We start from the raw sequence: 24,898 nt of genomic DNA, 5'->3' as shown, positions 1-24,898 counted from the left end.
CTGTGACGGGGAACCTGTCTTTGTCATCCCGGTTCGGCAGCTGGGAGATCGAAAGCTGGCCGGCCGGCCTGAGCGAATCAGATGGTCCTGTACAAGGGCGGAACAGCTTTCGCCACAATTCGGCCTTTGTCGCACCGGACGGATCATCGTGAAGGGCTTCTCGCGTTTGCCGCTTGCGTCATAACAGGGCGTCGAGCGTAAAAAACTATAATAAGACGGAAAACTTATCCAAAGGGTTTACTCAAAACCTAGAGAAAATACGGATAAAATCTCAGTGAGGATATAACATCTATTCCTGATATATATTGCCGGTGTCGGTGCTCTTGACCTTCAAAGGTTGGCGAAAACCCTCGAGCTGAACGTTATCGATGGAGAAAAAGTATGAGTCTCGCCCGGGTACTTCTCAGTGCGTTCTTATCGCTCGTGTGGCTTTCCTGTGCGCAAGCCGGGACGATTGCCAAACCGCAGGGCAAACCGATATTAACCATATCCGGAAACATCACCAACACGAATGCCGAGGGGGCGGCGCAGTTTGACCGCGACATGCTGGAAGCGCTCGGCATGGACACGGTGGAGACGACGACACCCTGGCATGATGGCCGTGTTCGCTTCGATGGTGTTTCGCTGGCAAAGTTGATGGATGTCGTCGGCGCAAAGGGCACCACCGTCACGGCGGTCGCTCTCAACGATTATGTCAGTACGATACCGATTGAAGATTTTAAGAAATTTAACGTTATCCTGGCGATCAAGCTGGATGGCAATTACATGACAGTTCGCGAAAAAGGCCCGTTGTTCGTCATTTATCCCTATGACAGCGACCCGGAGCTGCAGAAGCAGACCTATTATTCGCGCTCCGCATGGCAAGTCGCCAAACTGATAGTGGAATAAAGGTGCCGTTTGCGAAAACTTGTGGCGGTGATCATCTGTTGCTTCGTCCTGGCAACAGGCTATATCGCTTTCGTCATTGCCGAGCGGCAGACCGCTCTGCAGAAATTTGCCCGCTACAATGATTCCTGGGCCGTCAGCCAGACGGTGGCGGAGTATCTGCGCCTGCAGAACAAGCTGGCCGTCTTCGCGCTCAATCCCGGCAAAATAGACCGGGACGAGTTGCAGCTACGGCTGGACATCATGCTGAGCCGGCTGGAGCTTCTGAAGCAGGGCAATCTTGGGGCCTTCATCAATGAGAAACAGCAGTGGCGGGAACTTGTAAACCGCCTCGATGCCGTTCTGGCGCGGCTGGAGCAGGAGGTGAACACGCTCGATCCGGCCGAGGTTCCTGATCTCCTGTCGACAATGAGCGCGCTCGATGCGCCGATGACGACGCTCGCCTCATCCTCCGTCGCTTATGATGTCAACCTCATCGATACCGCCCATGAAGATGTGCGCAAGCTGCACATCGTCTATACCGCGCTGGCCGGCGGCCTGATCCTGTGTGGTATTGCCCTCGTCATCTTGCTGCTGCGCCAGAACGATCTCCTGAATCGTGCGCAGAAAAGTATGCGCGGCCTGACGGACGATTTGCGCGCCGCCACGCTGGAGCTGCAGGCGAAGAATGTCCGGCTGGAACATGACGCCTATCATGACGCATTGACGGGGCTGCCGAACCGCGCGCTGTTCAGGCAGGAACTGATCGAAAGGTTGCGCCGATCCTTCGGCGGCACCGGAACGACGGCCATCCTCCTCCTCGATCTCGACGGGTTCAAGGACGTGAACGACACGCTCGGCCATGATGCGGGCGATGCGCTGCTTCAGGCCGTGGCGCAGCGCCTTTCTGCCATCGGCGGCGATTATGACATGGTCTGCCGTCTCGGCGGCGATGAATTTGCCGTCGTCTCCGACGATCTGAACGAGGATGCCGCGCGCCGTCTTGCCACGAAGCTCATCGACCAGATCAGCCGTACCTACCAGCTGGGTGAGCAGGAAGTCAAAATCGGCACTTGCATCGGCATCGCCATCTCGCATGGCGCCGTCGATGCCGATGAATTGTTCAAGCGTGCTGACCTCGCTCTTTACGAGGCGAAAGCCATCGGCCCGGGCCGGGCAAGCGTGTTCAAGGTCCGCATGCAGAAGCAGCTGACGGAAAAGAAATCCTTCGAGGCCGATCTGCAGACGGCACTGCAGAACGACGAGATGGAAGTCTATTACCAGCCACAGGTGGCAACGCAGACCCGCAAGCTTTGCGGCTTCGAAGCGCTGCTGCGCTGGAAACATCCAGTTAGAGGTGATGTGCCGCCCAGCGTGTTCATTCCGGTCGCGGAAAGAACCGGCCTCATCCATTCGCTTGGGAAATGGGTGATGGAGACCGCCTGCCGCGAGGCGATGGGGTGGGATGAGGACATGAAGGTGGCGGTCAATCTTTCGCCGGTTCAGTTCCACAGCACCAACCTTATCCAGAACGTCATGGGTGCGCTTGAGAAAAGCGGGCTGGAACCGAGCCGTCTCGAGCTTGAAATCACCGAATCGATCCTGCTCAACAAGAGCGACCAGACGATCAACACGCTGTCGCGGCTGAAGGCGGTCGGCATCAAAATCGCCATGGATGATTTCGGCACGGGTTATTCGTCGCTCGCCAATCTGCGCGGCGTGCCCTTCGACAAGATCAAGATCGACCGATCCTTCCTGCGCGATATCACCAGTGACCGTGACGCATTGGCGATCGTGGAATTCGTGGTCGGCGTCGGCCGCAGTCTTCGGATGACGACGATCGCGGAAGGTATCGAGACCGAAGAGCAATATGAATGTGTCAGACGTCTGGGATGCGATCAGGTCCAGGGATATCTGATCAGCAGGCCCTTGCCGGCCAAGGAATTGGTGGCCTGGAGTTCCGTCTGAAACGGACCTGTTTCGCGATCTTGGCAGCGTGTCGAATTCTTAACCGATATATCATTGCCCGCTAAAACCGATATCGGTCGCCGCGCCGATGTTGTAGAGCAGTCCCGGTCGATGGATCATTCGGACGAAGCGACCGGGTTTGCGAAAGGCTTGAGACATGGAAATACTGGACGTGCATGGAGTTGCCCTGCCTCTTTCTTCCGATGAGGTCTCGCCCGTCATCTGGCAGGCGCTGACCGACGGCAGCTACGAGGCGAAGGAGGCCCGCAGTGTCCTGAAAGCCATCAAGCCCGGCGACCGCGTGCTGGAGCTGGGCTCCGGTATCGGCATCATCACCTCGATCATCGCCGGCATAGAGGATGTTTCCGTCTGGGCCTTCGAGGCCAATCCGTCCACGGCGGCGCTGGCGGAGCGGGTCATCAAGGCCAATTGCCGTGACAATGTGGTGTTTTCGCAGGGGCTCCTCACCGCCGACGAACCGCGTTCCTATCCCTTTTATGTTCGCAAGGATCTCTGGATGTCGTCGATGGACGAGAACCAGGGCCCCTATGAAAAACGCATCGAAATCTCCTCGGCGAATATCGATGAATTTGTGGCCGAGCAGGGCATCACCGCGCTCGTCATGGATATCGAGGGGGCGGAACGCGATCTGCTTGGCAAGGCCGAGCTGGCCGGTGTCGAGCGGATATTCGTCGAGCTGCACGACCACCTCTATGGTCTCACCGGCGTTCGCGACATCATGCAGGCGCTCACGGCCAAGGGTTATGCCTATGATCCGCGCGGCTCGCGCGGTCCCTGCGTGCTGTTTTCCCGGGACGATAGCCCGAGGGAATACGATCCCAACGTGGATTGAAAGCCTGGCATGTAACCCCGAGGGCGACGTTAGAGAGTTTGTTTCACATTGCGGGCAGGGCGCAGAGCGTTCTGCCCGCAATCATTTTGTTATACGCTTGGCCATCTCGCGCAACCTTTGGGGCGGCGTGCCGTTTAGTGCCCATGCCATAATCCGGCAGGCAGTGGGCGGCTCCATTATTATTGCTAAAAGCGCAACTCATTCCAAATTATTATTGTAATTGTTGAGACCGTTTTCCTGCGTCATTATCCCTCCATCAAACCGGCGCACAACAGAGGCTGCGCTGGAAGATGCCACCGCAACCAAAGGAGAAACGATCATGGGCTTTGTTAAGACGACAGACGGAACCGAAATCTTCTACAAGGACTGGGGCCCGAAGGATGCCCAGCCGATCGTCTTCCACCACGGCTGGCCGCTCTCGTCCGACGACTGGGATGCGCAGATGCTGTTCTTCGTTTCCAAGGGTTTTCGTGTTGTCGCCCATGACCGCCGTGGTCACGGCCGTTCCGCCCAGGTTGCCGATGGTCACGACATGGACCACTACGCCGCCGACGCCTTTGCAGTCGTTGAGGCGCTCGATCTGAAGAATGCCGTCCATATCGGCCATTCCACCGGTGGCGGCGAAGTCGCCCGTTATGTCGCCAAGCATGGCGAACCCGCCGGCCGCGTTGCCAAGGCCGTTCTCGTTTCCGCCGTACCGCCGCTGATGCTCAAGACCGAGGCCAATCCGGAAGGCCTGCCGATGGACGTGTTTGACGGCTTCCGCTCAGCACTTGCAGCAAACCGCGCCCAGTTCTTCCGCGACGTCCCGTCCGGTCCGTTCTATGGCTTCAACCGCGATGGCGCGACCGTGCATGAAGGCGTGATCCAGAACTGGTGGCGTCAGGGCATGATGGGCGGCGCAAAGGCCCATTATGACGGCATCAAGGCTTTCTCCGAAACCGACCAGACTGAAGACCTGAAGAATATCAGCGTTCCAACGCTGGTTTTGCATGGTGAAGACGATCAGATCGTTCCGATTGCCGACTCGGCTCATAAGTCGGTCAAACTGTTGAAAAACGGCACGCTGAAGACCTATCCCGGCTTCTCGCACGGCATGCTGACAGTTAATGCCGATGTGCTGAATGCCGACCTGCTGGCCTTCATCAAGGGCTGAACCTTCTGCAGAACCGAAATGCGGCCGATTGTTCGGCCACATTTTTTATGCGGGTTAGGTCAGATGGCCTAGCCAGGCTGTGCGATACGAAGTAAGTCCCGCCATATCCCCCGCCGTGAAATGACGCTCGCGACCGGCAACCGGCTTGATCCCCGTGAGGAGCGCGGCACCCGCACTGGTTCCCGTCGAGCCTTCCATGGCAATGATATCGGTTGCTGCAAAAGCGGCGAGTGCCTTCAAATAAAGCGTGTTTCCGGCGAAGGGTCCCTCGACGAGAATGGGCCCTCTTCGTTCAACGAGCGAAAGGCAGAATTCCGTCATCAGGGCGAGATAAAGCGAGGCAGCCGCATGTCGCTCCGCCGCCGTTGCATCGTTATCGGCGATCCAGCGTGCTGCGCTTTCCGGAAAGGGGCCGGAGCCGCTGACCACGCTTGGCAGCAACATCATCCCTTTTTTGATAACCCCACTGAGCGCGGCTTCAATGTCATGGGTTGTCGCTGGTCCGAATTGCTGTGCAAGCATCTCGTATTCCCGCCCGCCCATGAAGCGTGACGAGGGAACGGGTCGTCCAAGCGCATCGACATTCAAAAGCGTATCGCGGGCGGGATCCAGCGCATCCGCCTTGCCGCCAATGGCGAAATTCACCACCCAGGTGCCGGTGGAGACGACGGAAAAATCTCCGTTGCGGCGAAGGAGGTGCGGCAAAAGCGACGCATTGGAATCATGGATGCCGCAATAGACCGGCATATCCGGTGACAGCCCGGTTTCCTGCGCTAGCGATGGGCGTATCGTGCCCAGCACATCGAAAGCGGAGCGGACAGGCGCCATCAGATGCTCGATACCGAGATGCCCGACCAGCGAGGAGAAGCTCTTCCGGCGCGGGTTCCACAGGTCGGTATGGCACCCGAGCGACGTCGTTTCGGTTGCCTGCACCCCGGTCAGCCGTCCCGCCCAATATTGCGGATAGGTGACGATGCTGCGCACTCTGGCGAAATCGTCCGGAAAGGTGGTTTTCTGGAAATGGATCTGCGCACCGAGGTTCAGTCCCGCAGGGAGCTGCGGGGAGCCGGTTTCATCAAAATCGGGCCTTATGCCGCGATAGGCCTCTTGAACCGGTTCGGGGTAGATATGCTCGTAATCAAGCACCGACATGGTGAGGTCGCCGTTTCCATCGAGAAGTGCTGCTGAAGCGCCGTGGGTGGTGATGGAAATCGCATCGAAACCCGGCTCGTGGCCAAACCGCTGAAGCGCGGCAAGAATGAAGCGCCAGAGCATCTCCACATCGTAATGCGGGTAGGGGCCATCGCGAAGAACGGGGTTCGTCCGCTTTTCGGAGGCGATTTCCTCGCCGCTCACGGTGTCGATCACGACCACCTTGGCATTGGTCTTGCCGATATCGATGACTGCGACACGGCCCGGTTTGATGCTGTCGCTCATGGCAGATGGAACACCGTCACCAGGTCTTTTGCAACGGGTGAGTTGTCGGGATTGCTCTCCATGATATCGGCCATATGCGCCCACCATTTTTTCATCACGGGATGTTCGGGCAAAGTCGCCATGCCGTGGGTCTTCGGCCGCGTCAGCACGCCGAAAAGAATATTGGTTTCCGGGTCAAGATGGATGGAATAATCGCTCACACCCGCCTCGTGCAGCAGTGTCACCAACTCCGGCCATATCTCGTCATGGCGCTTTTTGTATTCGGCCTCTTTGCCGGCGAAGAGTTTCATCTTGAAAGCGTGTTTTTCGAGTTCCGGCATGGCTCAGCCTTTCATGGCTCGAAGGCGACGGACGACGATGGGGATGGCGATGGTAACGATGAGCAGCAGGCCAACGAAGATCGACATGACGATGCCGGGCACGTTCAAAAGCCCCAGCCCGAAAGTGACAAGGCCCATGACGAAGGCGGCGATGACGACGCCCGCAATCGTGCCGGAACCGCCGAGAATGGAAACGCCACCCAGCACCACCATGGTTACCACTTCAAGCTCCCAGCCTTGAGCGATGGACGGCCGCGTGGAGCCGAGCCGGGAGGTGAGGCAGACGGCGGCGATACCGCTCATCAGGCCGGTGAGCAGAAAGAGGATGAACTTCACGCGCTCGACGGGAATGCCGGAGAAGCGGGCGGCGAAGGGGTTGGTGCCGATGACATAAACCTGCCGGCCGAAATTGGTTGCGTGCAGCAAAATGGCGAAGAGGACAGCCATGATGACGAATAGCACAAATTCGAATGAGATCACCCAGAACACGTAGCCTTGACCGAAATAGGCGAAATCCGCCGGATATTTGCCATAGGCCTGATCCCCCAGCACCATATAGGAAATGCCGCGAAACAGGCTCATGGTGCCGATGGTGACGACGATGGAGGGCAGTTTCAGCCCCGCGACCAGAAAGCCGTTGAAGGCGCCGCAGAAAAGCCCGGTGCCGATGCCGATGGCGACGAGGCCGGGCGTGCCGACACCCATCTGCACCGCTGCTCCCATGGCAGTGGAGGCGAGCGCGATGATGGCAGCGACTGACAGGTCGATTTCACCGGCGATGATCAAAAGCGCCATGGCAAAGGCGATGATCGCCTTTTCGGTGAAGTTGAAGGTGGCATCGGAAAGATTCCAGGCATTGAGGAAATAGGGCGAGGCGAGCGAATTGGCGATGAAGATCAGGATCGCAACGCCAAGCAGCAACACTTCCCAACTGGCCATGATACGGCTGAGCGGCGTACCGAGCCTGTCGGGAATGACGCGCGGTGCCTGTGACGATTGGGAATTCGTGCTCATGCGGATGCTTCCTTGCCATGGTCTGCGGCGGCCCGGTCGCGAAGGATGATGCGGCCTTTTCTCGCCTCGGCGCGGGCGTTGAAGACGACGGCAAGCACGATGACCACGCCTGATATCGCCATCTGCGCGAAGGGCGAGATACCGATGACGGGCAGCGCGTTCTTGATGACACCGAGAAACAGCGCGCCGAGCACCGCACCGGCCACCGAGCCGATGCCGCCGGCAATCGAAATGCCGCCGATCACATTGGCCGCCACGCTGTCCAGCTCGAAACCGGCGGCGATATCCACATAAGCGACAGCGTAACGCGACACCCAGAGATAGCTGGCGAGACCGGCCAGTGCGCCCGACAGCACGAAGGCGAAAAAGCGGGTGCGGCCAACATCGATGCCCGCATAGACTGCGGCACCCGGGTTGCCGCCAGAGGCGTAAGCGGAGCGGCCGAAGGAGCTGCGGGTGAGCACCAGCCAGGCCCCGGCGATGATGAGGATGGCGACCCAGGACAGAACCGGCATGCCGAGGATCACGGTGCGCGGCACATTGAGGAAGGTTGGCGAAAGCTGGTGCGCATTCACCCAGCCACCGCCCGACAGCACGAAGGCCATGCCGCGATAGATGGTGAGCGTGCCAAGCGTCACGACAATGGGCGGAATGCCGAGCCACCAGACGAGGATGCCGTTGAGAGAGCCCAGAAACGCGCCGATGCCGACGGCCATGACGATGAGCAGCGGCAGGGGCACGCCCGGAAAGGCGGCATTGGTCATCGCCACCGCCATGCCGGTAAAGGCGAGATTGGCGGCGACTGAAAGGTCGATGGATTTGGTGAGAATGACCGCCATCTGGCCAAGCGCCAGGATGATGAGGATGGACGTATCATTGAAGATATTGACGAGATTGCCGGGCCGGCCGAAGCCGGGCGCGCGCAACGCGAAGCCGGCAATCATGATGAAGATGATGCCCGCCAGCAGCCATTCGCGATTTTTGAGTAGACGTTGCATGTTCGTGGCCCCTCTCAGGCATTGCCGGTGGCGGCGCGCACCAGCTTTTCCGGAGAAAAATCGGCGCGTTCGAACTGGCCCGCCATCAGGCCTTCGCGCATCACGATGGCGCGGTCGGACATGCTGAGGATTTCGGGAAGTTCGGATGAAATCATGATGATCGACAGGCCTTCGGCCGCAAGCTCGCTGATGAAGCCATGCACGGCGGCCTTGGAGCCGATATCGATGCCCTTGGTGGGTTCGTCGAGAATGATGACCTTCGGCTTCGTGGCGAGCCACTTGCCGATCACCACCTTCTGCTGATTGCCGCCCGAAAGCGTGCCAACCGGCACCGAAAGCGCGGCCGCGCGCAGATCGAGCCGTGCGGCATATTTGCGCGCCAGCGCAAATTCATTGGCGGCAGCGAGAAACCCCTTGCGCGAGGTGCGGGTGAGGGAGGGCAGCGACATGTTCTGATAGATCGGCATATCGAGTGCCAGCCCGTGGCGGCCGCGCTCCTCCGGCACGTAGACGATGCCGGCGCGGATCGCATCCTCCGGCGAGCGGATGGTGAGCGGCTCGCCGTCCAGCGTCACCTGCCCGGAAGCCGGGCGGGTGATGCCGAACAGCGACTGGCAGAGTTCGGAGCGCCCGGCCCCGATCAGTCCGTAAAGACCGAGAATCTCGCCCTTGCGCAGCTCGAGCGAAATATCACGGAATTCCGTCTGGTGCGAATAATCCCGCACCGAAAGAACCGTCGGACCAAGCGTTACGGCCTGCTTGGGAAAGGCATTCGTCACGTCGCGGCCAACCATCAGCCGCACGATTTCATCCTGCGGGGTAGTGGCAAGCCTGCCAGCGCCAACCATTTTTCCGTCACGGAACACGGCATAATTCTCGGCGATTTCATAGACTTCATCGAACTTGTGGCTGATGAAGAGGATCGCCTTGCCCTGCCGCTTCAGGTTTTCGACGATACGGAAAAGATCGTCGATCTCCTTACGGGAAAGAGCGGCAGTCGGTTCGTCCATGATGACGATGCGCGCCTCGACCGATAGCGCCCGGGCGATGGCGACCAGATGACGCTGGGCGATCGACAGGTCTTTCAACCTTATGGAAGGATCGATGGTGCTTTCCAGCTGCTCCAGCAGAATTCTGGCACGCGTATTGATGGTCTTCCAGTCGATCAGGCCAAAACGACCTTTGGGCGCATGGCCGAGGAAGATGTTTTCGCCCACCGAAAGCTCATCGAATAGCACGGTTTCCTGATGAATGGCGGTCACGCCGGCATTGATGGCGTCCTGTGCGCTGTGGAAGTGGACGGCCTTGCCATCCAGCATGATTTCACCCTCGTTCGGGCGATAGATACCGGTGAGGATTTTGACCAGCGTGGATTTGCCTGCGCCGTTTTCACCGATCAGCGCGGTGACCTTGCCGGGGTATAGCGCGATATCGACGCCATCCAAGGCTTTGACGCCGGGGAATATCTGGCTGATGCCACGCATTTCCAGAATGGGCGTGGGGCTGGAAGCCTCTGTCATATTGATGGTTTGGTTTTCAGCACGCATTATCAGGTCTTACCGGTCAGTTTTGAGTGAAGTGATCGGGGCCACCCCCCTCTGCCCTGCCGTCACTTCTCAGATCAGAAAATCTTCGAGAACTGATCGATATTCTTCGCGTCATAGATAAACGGATCGGCCATGGCGGCTTCACTGTTTTCGCCAACCTTGATCTTGCCCATGCGGCCTGCCTCGATTTCCGAGCCCGGCTTGCCATCGGCTTCGCCCTTCACGAGGCGATAGGCAATCTGGGTGGCGGAATAGCCGAGGTCGATCGGGTTCCAGATGGCGAATTCCTTGGTTGCGCCGGACTTGATGGCGCCCGCCATTTCGGACGGCAAGCCAAGGCCCGTCACGAAGACCTGGCCGATCTTGCCCGCATCCTTCACGGCCTGCGAAGCGGCGAGAACGCCGACCGTCGTCGGTGCGACGATGACCTTCACATTCGGTTGCGAGGAAAGCAGGCCTTGTGCTTCACGGTAGCTCTTGTCGGCCAGGTCATCACCGTAAACAGTCGTGACGAGGTTGAGGCCGGGGAAATCCTTCAGCTGCTTCTTCATCTCGCCGATCCAGACATTCTGGTTCGTGGAGGTGGTGGTGGCGGAAAGAATGGCGAAATCGCCCTTACCGCCTTCCAGGTGGGCTGCGGCGAGCTGTAGGCACATCTTGCCGATCAGCGCGTTGGAGGACGGATTGAGCTGGAGAATGCGGCCCTCGGGCGCCACGCCGGAATCCCAGGAAATCACCTTAATGCCACGCTGCGCCGCCTTTTTCAGCGCCGGAACAACCGCATCGGGGTCGTTGGCGGAAATGGCGATGGCATCGACGCCCTGCGCGATCAGCGAATTGATGACTTCGATCTGGCCTTCCGCCGTGGTGCTGGTCGGGCCGGTATAGATGATCTTCACGCCGCCAAGGTCCTTCGCGGCCTCTTCAGCGCCCTTGTTTGCGGCTTCGAAAAAGCCGTTGCCGAGTGATTTGACCACCAGCGCGATCTTCACATCGGCGGCCTGGGCAACGCTGCCGAGCCCTGCGACAGAAAGCGCTGCGCTCAGCGCCAAGACGCTGGTCAATGTTCTGCGTGTAAGTTTCATGTCCCTTATTCCTCCCGTTTTGAAACCTGTTCTTCCCTCCGGTGCTCCTCAGGCGACCGAAGAAGAATCCTCCTCGTCCGGCGGGCCGGCAATCTTGCCATCCCCCACCGCACCGGCGATCAGCAATTCGACGCCGGCATTTTCGACCATCCTCGCCGCCTCGTCCGAAATCCCGTCATCGGTGATGATGGTCGTGACGTTTTCAAGCGGGCATAAAATCAGGCTGGATCGTTTTCTGAATTTCGACGAATCGACCATCACGATCAGTTCCTCGGCCTGCCGCATCAGCTTCTGCTCGCTCTGGATGACCAGCGCGTCCGATTCCATGATGCCGAGCGCGCCCACACCCTGCGCGCCGAGAAAAATCCGTCGCGCATAAAAATTGCGGATCGCGTCGTTCTCGAAGGGCGAGAGGATGAGGCTCTGGTCACGATAGATCGCGCCGCCCGGCACATTGACGTTGCATTTGGAATGCTTGACCAAATGCTCGGCAATGGCGAAAGAATTGGTCATCACCTGCAAACGCCGTGCCGCCATGTAGTGCACCATCTGGAAGGTGGTCGTGCCGCCATTCAGGATGATCGCGTCGCCATCATTGCAGAGATCGACTGCCTTGCGCGCAATTGCACGTTTCTTGTCGATATTGACTGATTCGGACACACGGAAGGGACGTGCGGCGAGATTGCCGAGCTGCGGCGGGTGAACCGCTTCCGCTCCGCCGCGCACGCGCCGCAGCTTTCCCTGCACATGCAAAGACGCGATATCCCGGCGGATCGTCGCTTCCGACGCATCCGTCAGTTCGGCAATATCCTGTACCGTCACGACAGCTTTTTCCTGCGTGGCGCTCAAGATGATGCGATGGCGTTCGCGTTCGTGCATGGGGTTCCTCCTGATGTTGATTTATTCGCAATCTCTTTACGTTGTCAATCAAGAACGATCAAATTAATCAATATCGCGCTGCAACATGAAAATTTATGATCGTTTTTGATTGACATTGTGCTTTTGGATGCGCGATACCTGCCATCAAAGGAGGCGGGCCGGTGTCGGCTCCGCGAATGCACATAGATGTGGGAGGAAGACATGACGGGTAAATCCCGCCTTCTCGAAAGCCGTTGGGACGATGCTTATGCCAAAACGCTCGATGAGCCGGGCAAGCTGCTTTATCGCTCCAACCTGCTGGGTGCCGACAAGCGCATCACCAATTACGGTGGCGGCAACACATCCGCGAAGGTGCTTGAGACCGATCCGTTGACGGGCGAGAAGGTCCGCGTCATGTGGGTGAAAGGCTCCGGCGGCGATGTCGGCACCATCAAGCTCGATGGTTTTGCCACTCTTTATCTCGATAAGCTGGAAGCACTGAAGGGTATCTACAAGGGCGTCGAAGACGAGGACCGCATGGTCGGCTTTCTGCCGCACTGCACCTTCAACCTCAACCCACGCGCTGCCTCCATCGATACGCCGCTGCATGGTTTCGTGCCTTACGACCATGTCGATCACATGCACCCAGACGCGATCATCGCCATTGCCGCTTCGAAGAATTCGAAGGAATTGACGCAGCAGATTTTCGGCGATGAGATCGGCTGGCTGCCCTGGCGCCGCCCCGGTTTCCAGCTCGGTCTCGATCTGGAAGCTTTCGTCAAGGCTAATCCGGATGCCAAGGGCGTGGTGCTGGAAAGCCATGGTCTCTTCACCTGGGATAACGATGCCAAGGCTTGCTACGAACTGACGCTTGCCATCATCAACAAAGCGATCGAATGGTTTGCCGCTGAGACCGAGGGCAAGACGATCTTCGGCGGTGCCACGGCCAAGAGCCTGCCGGCGGCTGAACGTCGCGCCATCGCTGCCCGGCTGATGCCGGAAATCCGTGGACGTATCGGCCGTGAGGAGCGCAAGCTCGGCCATTTCGACGATCAGGATGCGGTGCTTGAATTCGTCAATTCGAAGGATCTGAAGCCGCTTGGGAACCTCGGCACATCCTGCCCCGATCACTTTCTGCGTACGAAAATCCGTCCGCTGATCCTCGATCTCGATACAGCAAATCCCGATGTGGACGCGCTGACGGCGGGTCTGGACAAAGCGCTGGAGGCCTACCGCGCCGACTACAGCCGTTATTACGAGGCTTGCCGCCACGACAATTCGCCCAAGATGCGCGATCCGAACCCGGTGATCTTCCTCATCCCCGGCGTCGGCATGCTGTCTTTCGCCAAGGACAAGGCCACGGCCCGCATCGCCGGTGAATTTTACGTCAACGCCATCAACGTCATGCGCGGCGCGTCCACCGTGTCCGAATATCAGGGCCTGCCCGAGCAGGAAGCCTTTGATATCGAATATTGGCTGCTGGAAGAAGCAAAGCTGCAGCGCATGCCGAAGCCGAAAAGCCTTGCCGGCCGCGTGGCCTTCGTCACCGGCGGCGCCGGCGGCATTGGCCGGGCAACGGCGGAACGGCTGGCGGGCGAGGGCGCCTGCGTGGTTCTGGCGGATATTGACGAAGCGGCACTGGAAGCCGCAAGGGGCGATTTCGTCAAGCGTTACAGTGGCGATGCGGTGCGCACCGTCAAGCTTGACGTGACGCAGGAAGATGCGGTCATTTCCGCCTTTGCGGAAGCGAGCGTGGAATTCGGCGGTGTGGATATTCTGGTCTCCAATGCCGGCATCGCTTCCTCCGCCCCGGTGGAAGATACGACGCTTGCCATGTGGAACAAGAATATCGACATTCTCGCGACAGGCTATTTCCTCGTGTCGCGAGAAGCATTCCGGTTGCTGCGGCGTCAGAATCTCGGCGGCAACGTCGTCTTCGTCGCTTCCAAGAACGGCCTTGCTTCTTCGCCCAATGCATCGGCCTATTGCACGGCGAAGGCCGCGGAAATTCATCTCGCCCGTTGCCTTGCGCTCGAAGGGGCGGAGGCGGGCATTCGCGTGAACACCGTCAATCCCGATGCGGTGCTGCGCGGCTCGAAAATCTGGAACGGCGAATGGCGTGAACAGCGTGCGGCCTCATCCAGGATCGAAGTGACCGATCTGGAGGAACATTACCGCAAGCGCTCGATGCTGAAGTTGAACGTCTACCCGGAAGATATCGCAGAGGCGATCTATTTCCTGGCGTCCGACGCTTCCGCCAAGTCGACTGGCAACATCATCAATGTCGATGCCGGTAATGCGCAGAGTTTCACGCGGTAAAATGGGACGGTAGCAGGTGGCGAAATCGCCGCCATTACCGGGGAGGAAGAGATGACCGAGATGAAAATCGCCGCCGATGTGATCGCGGCTGAAAACGAAAAGCGTGCCGGTGCACAGAAAGACGATTATCAGGCGCTGGGCAACCAGCTGGCGCGTCGCAACATCGACATTGACGCCGTTACGGCCAAGGTGGCGGAATTTTTCGTTGCCGTACCTTCCTGGGGCGTCGGCACGGGCGGCACGCGTTTTGCCCGCTTTCCGGGCACGGGGGAGCCGCGCGGCATTTTCGACAAGCTGGATGATTGCGCGGTCATCAACCAGCTGACGCGGGCCACACCAAACGTCTCCCTGCATATTCCGTGGGACAAGGAAGATCCGAAGCGGTTGAAAGCCCATGCCGATGCGCTGGGTCTCGGTTTCGACGCCATGAATTCCAACACGTTTTCGGATGCGCCGGGCCAGAGCCACTCTTACAAATATGGCTCCCTCAGCCACACGGATGCCGCGACGCGCCGGCAGGCCGTGGAACACAACATCGAATGTATCGAGATCGGTGACGCCATCGGCTCGAAGGCACTGACGGTGTGGGTGGGCGATGGTTCGAACTTCCCCGGCCAGAGCAATTTCACCAGAAGTTTCGAGCGTTATCTTGCCGGCATGGCCGATATCTACAAGGCCTTGCCGGATGACTGGCGCATTTTCTCCGAACACAAGATGTATGAGCCAGCCTTTTATTCCACCGTCGTGCAGGACTGGGGCACCAATTACCTCATCGCCAATACGCTCGGCGAAAAGGCCTTCTGCCTCGTTGACCTCGGCCATCATGCGCCGAACACCAATATCGAAATGATCGTTGCCCGGCTCATCCAGTTCGGCAAGCTCGGCGGTTTTCACTTCAATGACAGCAAATATGGCGATGACGATCTGGATGCCGGTTCGATTGAGCCCTACCGCCTGTTCCTGGTTTTCAACGAGCTTGTCGATGCCGAATATCGCGGCGTGAAGGGTTTCCATCCCGCCCATATGATCGACCAGTCGCATAATGTGACCGACCCGATTGAAAGCCTGATCTCCAGCGCCAATGAAATCCGCCGCGCCTATGCGCAGGCGCTGCTGGTGGATCGCACGGCTCTCGATGGCTACCAGCAGGATAATGACGCTCTGATGGCTTCCGATACGCTGAAGCGGGCTTACCGTACCGATGTCGAGCCGATTCTTGCGCAGGCCCGGCAACTGGCCGGCGGCGCTATCGATCCTATCGCGACCTATCGGGCGAGCGGTTATCGCAAGCGCGTGGCGGCGGAACGCCCGGCTTCGGTTGGTGGCAGCGGGGGTATCGTTTAGGGTCGATATTGCAGGGACACGCGCTGGTTCCAAGCGTTATCGACGAACATTGCCTCAAACACGACGTCATCCTCGGCCGTGTGCCGAGGATCTGCCAACATCGCACAAAATCGATACGTAGCAGATGCTCGGGACAGGCCCGAGCATGACGAAGGTGTTGGTTACAGGCCTCGCCAGCTCGCTATGTTAGCCCTTCACTCTCCCGAACTCGGTTTCTTGCGCACCTGAAACGTATGCTCCGGCCCCGGAAATGCACCGCAGCGCACCTCATCGGCATAAGCCGCTGCGGCTTCCGAGGCCGCCGCGCCGAGATCGGCGTAACGCTTCACGAATTTCGGTTTGAAATCGGAAAACAGGCCAAGCATGTCGTCCGAGACCAGCACCTGCCCGTCACAGGCGGGCGATGCGCCGATGCCGACGGTCGGTGCGGCAAGTTTTTCCGTCAACGCGCGGGCAAGCGGTTCGACGGTGCCTTCCACGACGATGGCGAAAGCGCCCGCCTGATCGACAGCAATCGCATCGCGCCAGATCTTTTGCGTTTCCGCATCCGAATGACCGAGCGAGCGGAAGCCGCCGGCGGTGTGGACGAGCTGCGGCATCAGCCCGACATGGCCGAAGACGGGAATGCCGCGCGCCACCAGAAAGGCGATGGTCTCGGCCATTTCCTCGCCGCCTTCCAGCTTCACGCCGTCGCAGCCGGTCTCCTGCATCAGCCGCACGGCGTTGCGGAACGCCTGTTCCTTGGATTCCTGATAGGTGCCGAAGGGAAGATCGACAATGACACAGGCATGTTCGACGCCGCGCATGACGGCGCGGCCATGGGCGATCATCATATCCAGCGTCACACCAACAGTCGTATCCATGCCGTAAAGCACCATGCCGAGGGAATCCCCCACCAGCAAAAGGTCGCAATGCGGATCGAGCAGCCGGGCAATCGGCGTCGTATAGGCGGTGAGGCAGACGATGCGCGCCTCGCCTTTCATCTGCCGGATGGAGGCCGTCGTCAGCCGCTTTTGTTTTGCATGGGCGCTCATTGGGCGGCCTCCTGTTTCCCGGTTTTTTCGCGGCCGATGACGCGGTTGTCGAGAAGCCGCGTGCTGCCAAAGCGCACGAACAGCGCGAGCAGCACAGACCCCGCCTGAAGAGAGGCAACGGGCGTCAGCGTATCGGGATCGCGCACCGCGACGACTTCCGGCGAAGCCAGCGGTTCGGCCGCGATGAACTTTTCTATCGCCGCTTCAAAGGCTGCCGGGTCATCGACGCCTTCATCATAAAGCCGTTCCGCTTCGTCCAGCGCGCGCGGCACGATCACGGCGGCAGCGCGTTGCTCGGGTGTCAGATAGACATTGCGCGATGAGCAGGCGAGCCCGTCGGCCTCACGCACCGTGGCGACGGGAACGACCCGCACCGGCTGGGCAAGGTCCTCGACCATGCGGCGGATCAGCGTCACCTGCTGATAGTCCTTTTCGCCGAAATAGGCCGCATCAGGCTGGACGAGATTAAAAAGCTTGGTCACGACGGTGGTAACACCGGCAAAATGCCCCGGCCGCACCGCGCCTTCCAGCTGGCTGCCCAGTTCCGGCACATCCACCACCGTCTGCATCGGGCGCGGATACATCTCCGTAACGTCAGGAGCGAACAGGAGATCGACGCCCGCTTCCTGCAAAAGCGCGCTGTCACGGGCGAGATCGCGCGGGTAACGAGCCAGATCCTCATTCGCGCCGAATTGCAGCGGGTTGACGAAGATGGAAACCGCCGTCACGTCGTTTTCCGCCTTGGCTCTGGTTACCAGCGTGAGATGACCGATATGCAGAAAACCCATGGTAGGCACGAAGCCGATGGTTTTGCCGGCGCGGCGAAAGGCGGCAATCACATCCCGCAATTCGGCGACGGTTTTTACAAGGCGCATGGGGTCTCCTCCGGCTGCCGATCGCCATCCGGCGAAAGGTGCTGGATAGAACGCGATTTGCTGAACGGGGTCAACGCGGCCGCGGACATTATATCGATTAACAGCTGAAGACGCGCCGCTGCTGTGAAACGCGGCGGTTCAGGACGTGCCGACCCATACAGGCAGGCGCTTTTCTGCAAAAGCCTGCCGCCCTTCGCGCGCTTCATCGCTGCCGCTGATCGCTGCTATGGCACCTTCCGCAAAGGCAAGCCGTTCATCCGATGGAAGATCGCGCATCGCCAGCAGGGCCGCCTTTCCCGTGGCGATCGCGCCCGGCGCGTTCTGCCGCAGCTTCGCGAGAACATCCTCGATCAAGTCGTCGAGTTCGGCCAAGGGCGCAGTGCGATTGACAAGGCCGAGACGTGCTGCCTCCACAGCGCTTATCGGCTGGCCGAGATAGGCCATTTCCTGAAGCCCGCCCAGGGGTATTTTCGCCAGAAGCTTTGCCGCCACCATGGCCGGGAAAAGCCCGACCCGCACTTCCGGCAGGCCAAATTGGGCGTGGTCGGCGGCATAGGCAAGATCGCAGGCGGCGACAAGGCCGAGCCCGCCGGCCAGAACCCTTCCATTGATGCGGGCAATGACGGGCTTGTCGCAGCGCTCTAGGGCGCGCATCACGTCGGCAATCGGGTTCGTCCCGTTGCGCGAGAGGAACATGCCACCGGCACTTTCTTTCAGATCGGCTCCCGAACAGAAGCTGCGGTCTCCGGCTGCCGTTATCACCACCGCACGCAGGCCGCCATCGCCGGATGCAGCGCGGATCGCATCCGTGAGTGCATCCGTCATCGCGGCATTGAGGGCGTTGTGAACCTCCGGCCGGTTGAGGGTCAACCACAGAACATCTTGACGTGTCTCGTGCAGCAATTCATCCGCCATGCAGGTCACCCTCCTGTTTTGCAGCAAGCAGCGCTTTTCCGGCGCGTGCCGCATTCGGCCTGCCGAGATGCCGGCTGATCCACTCACCGGTCTTCGCGACCGCCATCAGGTCGATACCGGTTTCCATGCCCAGCCCCTGCAACAGATAAACGACATCCTCCGTGGCGACATTGCCGCTCGCTCCCGGCGCAAAGGGACAACCACCCAGCCCCGCAACGGAACTGTCGAAAACGGTGATGCCTTCCTGAAGCGAGGCCAGAACATTGGCGACGCCCTGCCCATAGGTGTCATGGAAATGCATGGCGATTTGTTCGCGCGGAATGCCGGTCGCCACTCGCTCGATTACCTTGCGAATCCGGCCGGCCGTGCCGACGCCGATCGTATCGCCGAGCGAGATTTCATAACAGCCGAGGGCCACAAGCGCGTTGGCCATCGCCGTTACTTCATCGGGCGCGACCGCTCCGTCATAGGGACAGCCGGCAATGCAGGAGACGTAACCGCGCATGCGGATATTGCCAGCGGCGGCAGCCTCCGCGACATCGCGCAGGCGCTCGAGGCTTTCGGCGCGCGAGCAGCCGATATTATGCTGGCTGAAGCCTTCCGAGGCGGAGACGAAAACGGCGATTTCCGTCACGCCTGCCTCGATGGCCGCCTCGAAACCTTTCATATTGGGGACGAGCGCCGGATAGGCGGCTCCGGGCCGTCGTTCGAGGCCCTGAAACACCTCTTTCGAACCGGCCATTTGCGGCACTTTTCTGGGAGATACGAAAGCGCCCGCCTCGACCGCCGGCAGGCCGGCTGCGGCGAGCCGTTCGATCAGTTCGATCTTGATGGCGGTAGGAACCTCGGCGCTTTCGTTCTGCAGACCGTCACGCGCCCCCACCTCAACGATCTTCACGTTGCGAGGCCACCTCATATCAGACGCCCTCCGGCTCGAAATCCACCAGCACCGCCCCGGCGGCCACCATATCGCCTTCAGCGCAGTTGATGGCGGTGACGATGCCTTTCGCCGGGGCGCGGATCGTATGCTCCATCTTCATCGCTTCCATCACCACAAGCGCATCGCCGGTCTCGACGGCCGCGCCACTCTGGCTGAGCACGGCGCGGATAACGCCCGGCATGGGCGCCTCCAGACCGCCCGTATGGCCTGAAGAATCCGCGATATCGACCGGGTCTGGCTGGCTGATACGATAGTGTTCGCCGTGCAGAAAAAGCGCGTAGCTGTCATCTTCCGCGAAGAAATAGCCGTGCCATGTCCTGTCGTTGACGGTCGCGCGCAAGCTGCCTTTGTCTGAGAGGTTGCCATAAGCGCGGATCGTCTGTCCGGCGGTCTCCAGCGAAAAGCTGTCTGCCTCATGGATAACGCCAAGGTCGATCGGCTGGTTCTGCATGGTGAAATGCAGCGTTTCCCGCGCCGGCGCATTTAGCCGGAAGGTGTTGGTGGCGTTCCATGGACTATGGGGGTCAGCCTGTGCTCGCGGGTTGGCGCTTGCGTTTTTACGGGTGAGAAGAAGACCGAGCGCAGCCAGTGCGATCTCATTTTCGCCCACGGCCTCCGGAGCAAAAAGGGCTGTCTCATTGCGGGCGATGAAGCCGGTATCGAGATCGGCGGCGGCGAAAGCATCGTGCCCGGCTAGCCGCGTCAGAAAGGCCGCATTGCTGGTGACGCCGCAAATCGCCAGCTGTTCAAGCGCCACCTTTAGACGCCGCACGGCAGCGGCGCGGTCATGATCCCAGACGATCAGCTTGGCGATCATCGGATCGTAGTGCACCGTGATGGCGTCACCGGCACGGATGCCGCTGTCGATCCTGAGGTGAGGGCCTTCATCGGGAAAGACGAGATGGCTGATCGTGCCTACCGCCGGCAGAAAATCATGCGCCGGGTCTTCGGCATAAATCCGCGCCTCGATAGCATGGCCGTTGATGCGAAGATCGGCCCAGTCTTCAGGCAGGGCTTCTCCATTGGCAATACGCAGCTGCCATTCGACCAGATCGAGACCGGTAATATATTCCGTCACCGGATGCTCGACCTGAAGCCTGGTGTTCATCTCCATGAAATAGAAGTCGCCGGATGGATCGAGCAGGAACTCCACCGTTCCCGCGCCGCGATAATCGATGGCGCGGGCCGCAGTGACCGCCGCATCATACATGCGTTGCCGCAGAGCATCGGGCAGGCCGGGGGCGGGGGCTTCCTCTATCACTTTCTGGTGCCGACGCTGGATCGAGCAGTCGCGCTCGAAAAGCGAAACACAATTGCCGTGGCCATCGGCAAAGACCTGCACTTCCACATGGCGCGGCCGTTCGAGGTATTTTTCGATCAGCATGCGGTCATTGCCGAAGGCGGCCAGCGCCTCGCGTTTTGCGCCGGCAAGCTCCGCCGCGAAGTCCCGCTTCTGCCTGACAACGCGCATGCCCTTGCCACCACCGCCGGCCGAGGCCTTGAGCAGCACCGGATAACCGATCTTGTCCGCCTCGCTCGCCAGCCGCTTTTCGGACTGTTCATCGCCGTGATAACCCGGAACGATGGGAACACCCGCCGTTGCCATCAGCGCCTTCGCTTCACTTTTCCCGCCCATGGCGCGGATTGCTTCCGGCGGCGGGCCGATGAAAACGAGGCCGGCAGAAGCGCAGGCTTCGGCGAAATTGGCATTTTCGGAGAGAAAGCCGTAACCCGGATGGATGGCCTCTGCGCCGCTCGCCTTTGCGGCAGCGATGATCTTTTCGCCGTCGAGATAGGAGGCGCGCGCCGGTGCGGGGCCGATGCCGATGGCCTCATCGGCCAGCGCCACATGCATGGCGTCTCGGTCGGCATCCGAATAGACCGCGACGGTGCGGATGCCCATGTCGCGGGCGGTGCGGATGATGCGGCAGGCGATTTCGCCACGGTTGGCGATCAGTATTTTCGAGAACATCGTCGCCTCACATCCTGAATATGCCAAAACGGGTGGGTTCAATCGGCGCGTTGAGTGCGGCGGAAAGCCCGAGGCCGAGCACCAGGCGGGTATCCTTCGGGTCGATGATGCCATCGTCCCAGAGCCTGGCGCTGGCATAATAGGGGTGGCCTTCCCGTTCGTATTTTTCGCGGATCGGCTGCTTGAACGCCTCTTCGCCCTCCTTCGACCAATGGCGGCCATCAGCCTCGATGCCGTCGCGGCGGATTTGCGCCAGCACGGAAGCCGCCTGCTCGCCGCCCATCACCGAAATGCGCGCATTCGGCCACATCCAGAGAAAGCGTGGCGAATAGGCGCGGCCGCACATGCCGTAATTGCCAGCCCCGAAGGAGCCGCCGATGATGACGGTGAATTTCGGTACTTTGGCAGAGGCAACGGCGGTGACGAGCTTCGCGCCATCCTTGGCGATACCACCCGCCTCATAGGCCTTACCGACCATGAAGCCGGTGATGTTTTGCAGGAAGACCAGCGGAATGCCGCGCTGGCAGCAAAGTTCGATAAAGTGCGCGCCTTTCAACGCCGATTCCGAAAAAAGGATGCCGTTATTGGCGACGATGCCGACCGGATAACCATGGATATGGGCAAAACCGCAGACCAGCGTCGTACCGTAAAGCGCCTTGAACTCATCGAATTGCGAGCCATCCACCAGACGGGCGATGATCTCGCGCACCTCAAAGGGTTTGCGCGTATCGGCCGGAACGATGCCGTAAAGCTCGTCGGCCGGATAAAGCGGCCCCGCCGGCTCGCGGATATCCAGTTCCACCTGTTTACGGCGGTTAAGCGTGGAGACGATCCGCCGGGTCAGCGCCAGCGCATGGCAGTCGTCATTGGCATAATGATCGGTGACGCCGGATTGCCGGGAATGCACATCCGCACCACCCAGCTCTTCCGCGCTCACCACCTCGCCGGTCGCGGCTTTCACCAGCGGCGGGCCGCCGAGAAAGATCGTGCCCTGATTTTTGACGATGACGGACTGGTCACTCATGGCAGGCACATAGGCCCCGCCAGCCGTGCAGCTGCCCATCACCACGGCGATCTGGGCGATGCCAGCTGCCGACATATTGGCCTGATTATAGAAGATGCGGCCGAAATGATCACGGTCGGGGAACACCTCATCCTGATTGGGCAGGTTCGCACCGCCGGAATCAACGAGGTAAATGCAGGGCAGGCGATTCTCCGTGGCGATCTCCTGCGCTCGCAGGTGCTTCTTCACCGTCAGTGGATAATAGGTGCCGCCTTTCACCGTCGCATCATTGGCGACGATGACGCATTCGCGGCCCGACACCCGGCCGATGCCGGTAACGATGCCGGCGGCGGGGACGGGTTCGTCATAGACCTCGTAAGCGGCAAATTGCGAAAATTCGAGGAATGGACTGCCCGGATCAAGCAACGCCTCGATCCGATCACGCGCCAGCAATTTTCCGCGCGAGAGGTGCCGTTCGCGGGCCTTGTCGCCGCCGCCTTTCGAGATTTTTTCGACATGCGCTCTCAAATCCTCCACCAGGCCGGACATGAAAGAGGCATTGGCGGTAAAGGTGGGATCGCGGTTCAGACTGGATGTAAGCTTCATCGCGTGTCCTCACCCGTTGCCCTTGACCAGTTCGCGGCCGATCAGCATCCGGCGGATTTCGCTGGTGCCCGCGCCGATTTCATAAAGTTTGGCATCGCGCAGCAGCCGTCCGGCCGGGCTTTCATTGACATAACCGGACCCGCCAAGAAGCTGGATCGCATCCAGCGCCACCTGCGTAGCCCGCTCGGCGGCGAAGAGGATCGCGCCAGCGGCGTCTTGCCTCGTGATGCGGCCATTGTCGCAGGCCCGCGCCACGGCATAGACATAGGCACGGGAGGCGTTCATGGCCGAATAGATATCGGCGAGCTTGCCCTGCACCAGCTGAAATTCACCGATCGGCTTGCCGAACTGCTTGCGCTCGCGGGCATAGGGCAGAACCAGATCGATGGCGGCCTGCATGATGCCGACCGGGCCCGCAGCCAGTACGGCGCGCTCGTAATCCAGCCCGCTCATCAGCACCGTCACGCCGTCATTCAAACGCCCGAGAATGTTTTCCTCCGGCACTTCGCAATCCTCGAACACCAGTTCTGAGGTGGGGGAGCCGCGCATGCCGAGCTTGTCGAGTTTCTGGGCCGGGCGGAAACCCTTGAAGCCCTTTTCGATCAGGAAGGCGGTGATGCCGCGCGCACCGGCGGACATATCCGTCTTGGCATAGACCACCAGCGTATCGGCCTCGTGACCATTGGTGATCCACATCTTCGCGCCGTTCAGCATATAACGGTCGCTCTTGCGTTCCGCCTTCAGCCGCATCGAGACGACATCCGAACCGGCTTCCGTCTCGCTCATGGCGAGTGAGCCGACATGCTCGCCGGAAACCAGCTTCGGCAGATATCTGTGTTTCTGCTCTTGCCTTCCCCAGCGGTGAATCTGGTTGATGCAGAGGTTGGAATGGGCGCCATAGGAAAGGCCGATGGAAGCGGAAGCCCGGCTTATCTCCTCCATCGCCACGCAATGGGCGAGATAACCCATGTCAGCACCGCCGAATTCCTCCGAAACGGTGATGCCGTGCAGGCCGAGCTGGCCCATTTCCGGCCAGAGCTTGCGCGGAAAGCGGTCGTCGCGGTCGATTTCGGCGGCCAGCGGGGCGATTTTATCATCTGCGAATGCGCTCGCGCTGTCGCGCAATGCTGCGATTTCCGGGCCGAGATCGGCGTCGAAAATGGCGGCGAGGTTCAAACTCATCGCGTCTCCTCCTCCGGACGGCCTTTGCCGCCGTCCCTTTTGTCAGCCGCCGGCACCTCCTCCGCGCCGGCAACCCTTGATTATGGCGCGTCACCTCCGGTGAAGGCGGCGGAACGGCGCACGAATGTCTTGATGGCGAAATTGGACTGGATGCGCGAGACGCCGGGAACCGTGGTCAGGAAATCCAGTAGCTCCTGATAATGCGGCAGGTCCCGAACCATGGCGTGGATCAGGTAATCGGAACTGCCGCTGGTCTGGTAACCGCCCACGACTTCGGGAATGGAGGCGACATGGTGTTCGAAGGTCGTCAATGCTTCCTTGATCTGCCGTTCCAGCGTGACGGAAATGAACACACCCATATTGCCGAGCAGCCGGTTCTCATCGAACACGGCGGTATAACCGCGAATGATGCCTTCCTCTTCCAGCTTGCGCACGCGGCGCAGCGTCGGCGTGAAGGAAAGACCGATACGGGCCGCCAGATCGCGCCAGCTCACCCGCCCGTCATCGCCGAGCACATGCAGAATCTTGCGGTCGAAACTGTCGAGCTCAATCATGGATCATTTGCTCTATGATATGACTAATTGTTGGATCAAAGATATCGCCAATCA

General features: G+C 59.9%; 21 protein-coding genes. 6 read left to right on the top strand and 15 right to left on the bottom strand.

What is annotated here, in order from left to right; genetic code table 11:
* The first annotated feature begins 381 nt into the window (after positions 1-381).
* From CFBP5499_RS18160 to CFBP5499_RS18145, 4 genes are all read left to right on the top strand, one after another.
* Complete coding sequence (locus CFBP5499_RS18160) at positions 382-888, top strand: molybdopterin-dependent oxidoreductase (protein ID WP_080829539.1); 507 nt, start codon at positions 382-384, stop codon at positions 886-888.
* Positions 889-909: 21 nt separating this feature from the next.
* Entirely contained in the window at positions 910-2,832 is a 1,923-nt protein-coding gene (locus CFBP5499_RS18155) for a putative bifunctional diguanylate cyclase/phosphodiesterase (RefSeq protein ID WP_233284210.1), read from the top strand.
* Positions 2,833-2,989: 157 nt separating this feature from the next.
* On the top strand, positions 2,990-3,685 hold the full coding sequence (locus CFBP5499_RS18150; protein ID WP_080829541.1) for an FkbM family methyltransferase: 696 nt from the start codon (positions 2,990-2,992) through the stop codon (positions 3,683-3,685).
* Between the two features lie 319 nt (positions 3,686-4,004).
* Positions 4,005-4,841, top strand: coding sequence for an alpha/beta fold hydrolase (locus tag CFBP5499_RS18145; RefSeq protein ID WP_080829542.1), 837 nt, complete (start codon positions 4,005-4,007; stop codon positions 4,839-4,841).
* A 54-nt stretch (positions 4,842-4,895) separates the two neighbouring features.
* Here the strand turns inward: CFBP5499_RS18145 and CFBP5499_RS18140 are convergent, their stop codons facing one another.
* The 7 genes from CFBP5499_RS18140 to CFBP5499_RS18110 form a co-directional block, all read right to left on the bottom strand.
* Positions 4,896-6,278: an FGGY-family carbohydrate kinase gene (locus tag CFBP5499_RS18140; RefSeq protein WP_080829543.1), complete on the bottom strand. Its 1,383-nt coding sequence runs from the start codon at positions 6,276-6,278 to the stop codon at positions 4,896-4,898.
* Positions 6,275-6,598: an L-rhamnose mutarotase gene (gene rhaM / locus CFBP5499_RS18135; protein ID WP_080829544.1), complete on the bottom strand. Its 324-nt coding sequence runs from the start codon at positions 6,596-6,598 to the stop codon at positions 6,275-6,277. Before rhaM ends, CFBP5499_RS18140 begins: the two co-directional genes overlap by 4 nt.
* 3 nt (positions 6,599-6,601) lie before the next feature.
* On the bottom strand, positions 6,602-7,612 hold the full coding sequence (locus CFBP5499_RS18130) for an ABC transporter permease (protein ID WP_080829545.1): 1,011 nt from the start codon (positions 7,610-7,612) through the stop codon (positions 6,602-6,604).
* Positions 7,609-8,610 carry an ABC transporter permease gene (locus tag CFBP5499_RS18125; RefSeq protein ID WP_080829546.1) on the bottom strand — a complete coding sequence of 334 codons (1,002 nt, stop codon included), beginning with the start codon at positions 8,608-8,610 and terminating at the stop codon, positions 7,609-7,611. Before CFBP5499_RS18125 ends, CFBP5499_RS18130 begins: the two co-directional genes overlap by 4 nt.
* Before the next feature lie 14 nt (positions 8,611-8,624).
* Complete coding sequence (locus tag CFBP5499_RS18120; protein WP_080829547.1) at positions 8,625-10,157, bottom strand: sugar ABC transporter ATP-binding protein; 1,533 nt, start codon at positions 10,155-10,157, stop codon at positions 8,625-8,627.
* 74 nt (positions 10,158-10,231) lie between these two features.
* A complete protein-coding gene (rhaS, locus tag CFBP5499_RS18115) occupies positions 10,232-11,242 on the bottom strand; it encodes a rhamnose ABC transporter substrate-binding protein (RefSeq protein WP_080829548.1) in 1,011 nt (336 codons plus the stop codon).
* A 48-nt stretch (positions 11,243-11,290) separates the two neighbouring features.
* Positions 11,291-12,121, bottom strand: a complete 831-nt coding sequence (locus CFBP5499_RS18110) for a DeoR/GlpR family DNA-binding transcription regulator (RefSeq protein WP_080829549.1) — start codon at positions 12,119-12,121, stop codon at positions 11,291-11,293.
* A 201-nt stretch (positions 12,122-12,322) separates the two neighbouring features.
* On the opposite strand from CFBP5499_RS18110, the gene CFBP5499_RS18105 reads away from it, so the two are divergent.
* Positions 12,323-14,419, top strand: a complete 2,097-nt coding sequence (locus CFBP5499_RS18105; protein ID WP_080829550.1) for a bifunctional rhamnulose-1-phosphate aldolase/short-chain dehydrogenase — start codon at positions 12,323-12,325, stop codon at positions 14,417-14,419.
* Between the two features lie 51 nt (positions 14,420-14,470).
* The gene (gene rhaI, locus CFBP5499_RS18100; protein WP_080829551.1) at positions 14,471-15,763 is read left to right on the top strand and encodes an L-rhamnose catabolism isomerase; all 1,293 of its coding nucleotides are present in this window, start codon (positions 14,471-14,473) and stop codon (positions 15,761-15,763) included.
* Positions 15,764-15,957: 194 nt separating this feature from the next.
* Here the strand turns inward: rhaI and panB are convergent, their stop codons facing one another.
* The 8 genes from panB to CFBP5499_RS18060 form a co-directional block, all read right to left on the bottom strand.
* The gene (panB, locus tag CFBP5499_RS18095) at positions 15,958-16,797 is read right to left on the bottom strand and encodes a 3-methyl-2-oxobutanoate hydroxymethyltransferase (protein ID WP_080829552.1); all 840 of its coding nucleotides are present in this window, start codon (positions 16,795-16,797) and stop codon (positions 15,958-15,960) included.
* Positions 16,794-17,672 (bottom strand): pantoate--beta-alanine ligase, encoded by an 879-nt coding sequence (panC, locus tag CFBP5499_RS18090; protein WP_080829553.1) that lies wholly within the window; start codon positions 17,670-17,672, stop codon positions 16,794-16,796. Before panC ends, panB begins: the two co-directional genes overlap by 4 nt.
* Before the next feature lie 138 nt (positions 17,673-17,810).
* Positions 17,811-18,587 (bottom strand): enoyl-CoA hydratase-related protein, encoded by a 777-nt coding sequence (locus CFBP5499_RS18085; RefSeq protein ID WP_080829554.1) that lies wholly within the window; start codon positions 18,585-18,587, stop codon positions 17,811-17,813.
* A complete protein-coding gene (locus tag CFBP5499_RS18080; RefSeq protein ID WP_080829555.1) occupies positions 18,577-19,503 on the bottom strand; it encodes a hydroxymethylglutaryl-CoA lyase in 927 nt (308 codons plus the stop codon). The genes CFBP5499_RS18085 and CFBP5499_RS18080 overlap by 11 nt, the downstream gene beginning before the upstream one ends.
* A 1-nt stretch (position 19,504) precedes the next feature.
* Positions 19,505-21,499, bottom strand: coding sequence for an acetyl/propionyl/methylcrotonyl-CoA carboxylase subunit alpha (locus CFBP5499_RS18075; protein ID WP_080829556.1), 1,995 nt, complete (start codon positions 21,497-21,499; stop codon positions 19,505-19,507).
* 7 nt (positions 21,500-21,506) lie between these two features.
* Complete coding sequence (locus CFBP5499_RS18070) at positions 21,507-23,108, bottom strand: carboxyl transferase domain-containing protein (RefSeq protein WP_080829557.1); 1,602 nt, start codon at positions 23,106-23,108, stop codon at positions 21,507-21,509.
* A 9-nt stretch (positions 23,109-23,117) separates the two neighbouring features.
* Entirely contained in the window at positions 23,118-24,290 is a 1,173-nt protein-coding gene (locus CFBP5499_RS18065; protein WP_080829558.1) for an isovaleryl-CoA dehydrogenase, read from the bottom strand.
* A gap of 80 nt (positions 24,291-24,370) precedes the next feature.
* Entirely contained in the window at positions 24,371-24,844 is a 474-nt protein-coding gene (locus CFBP5499_RS18060) for an Lrp/AsnC family transcriptional regulator (protein ID WP_035221263.1), read from the bottom strand.
* Between the last annotated feature and the right edge of the window lie 54 nt (positions 24,845-24,898).

This window comes from Agrobacterium tumefaciens (assembly GCF_005221325.1).
In the GTDB taxonomy this organism is placed as follows: Bacteria; Pseudomonadota; Alphaproteobacteria; order Rhizobiales; family Rhizobiaceae; genus Agrobacterium.
Note: the sequence above shows the minus strand (reverse complement) of the source record. Positions and strands in the feature narration are given on the sequence as shown.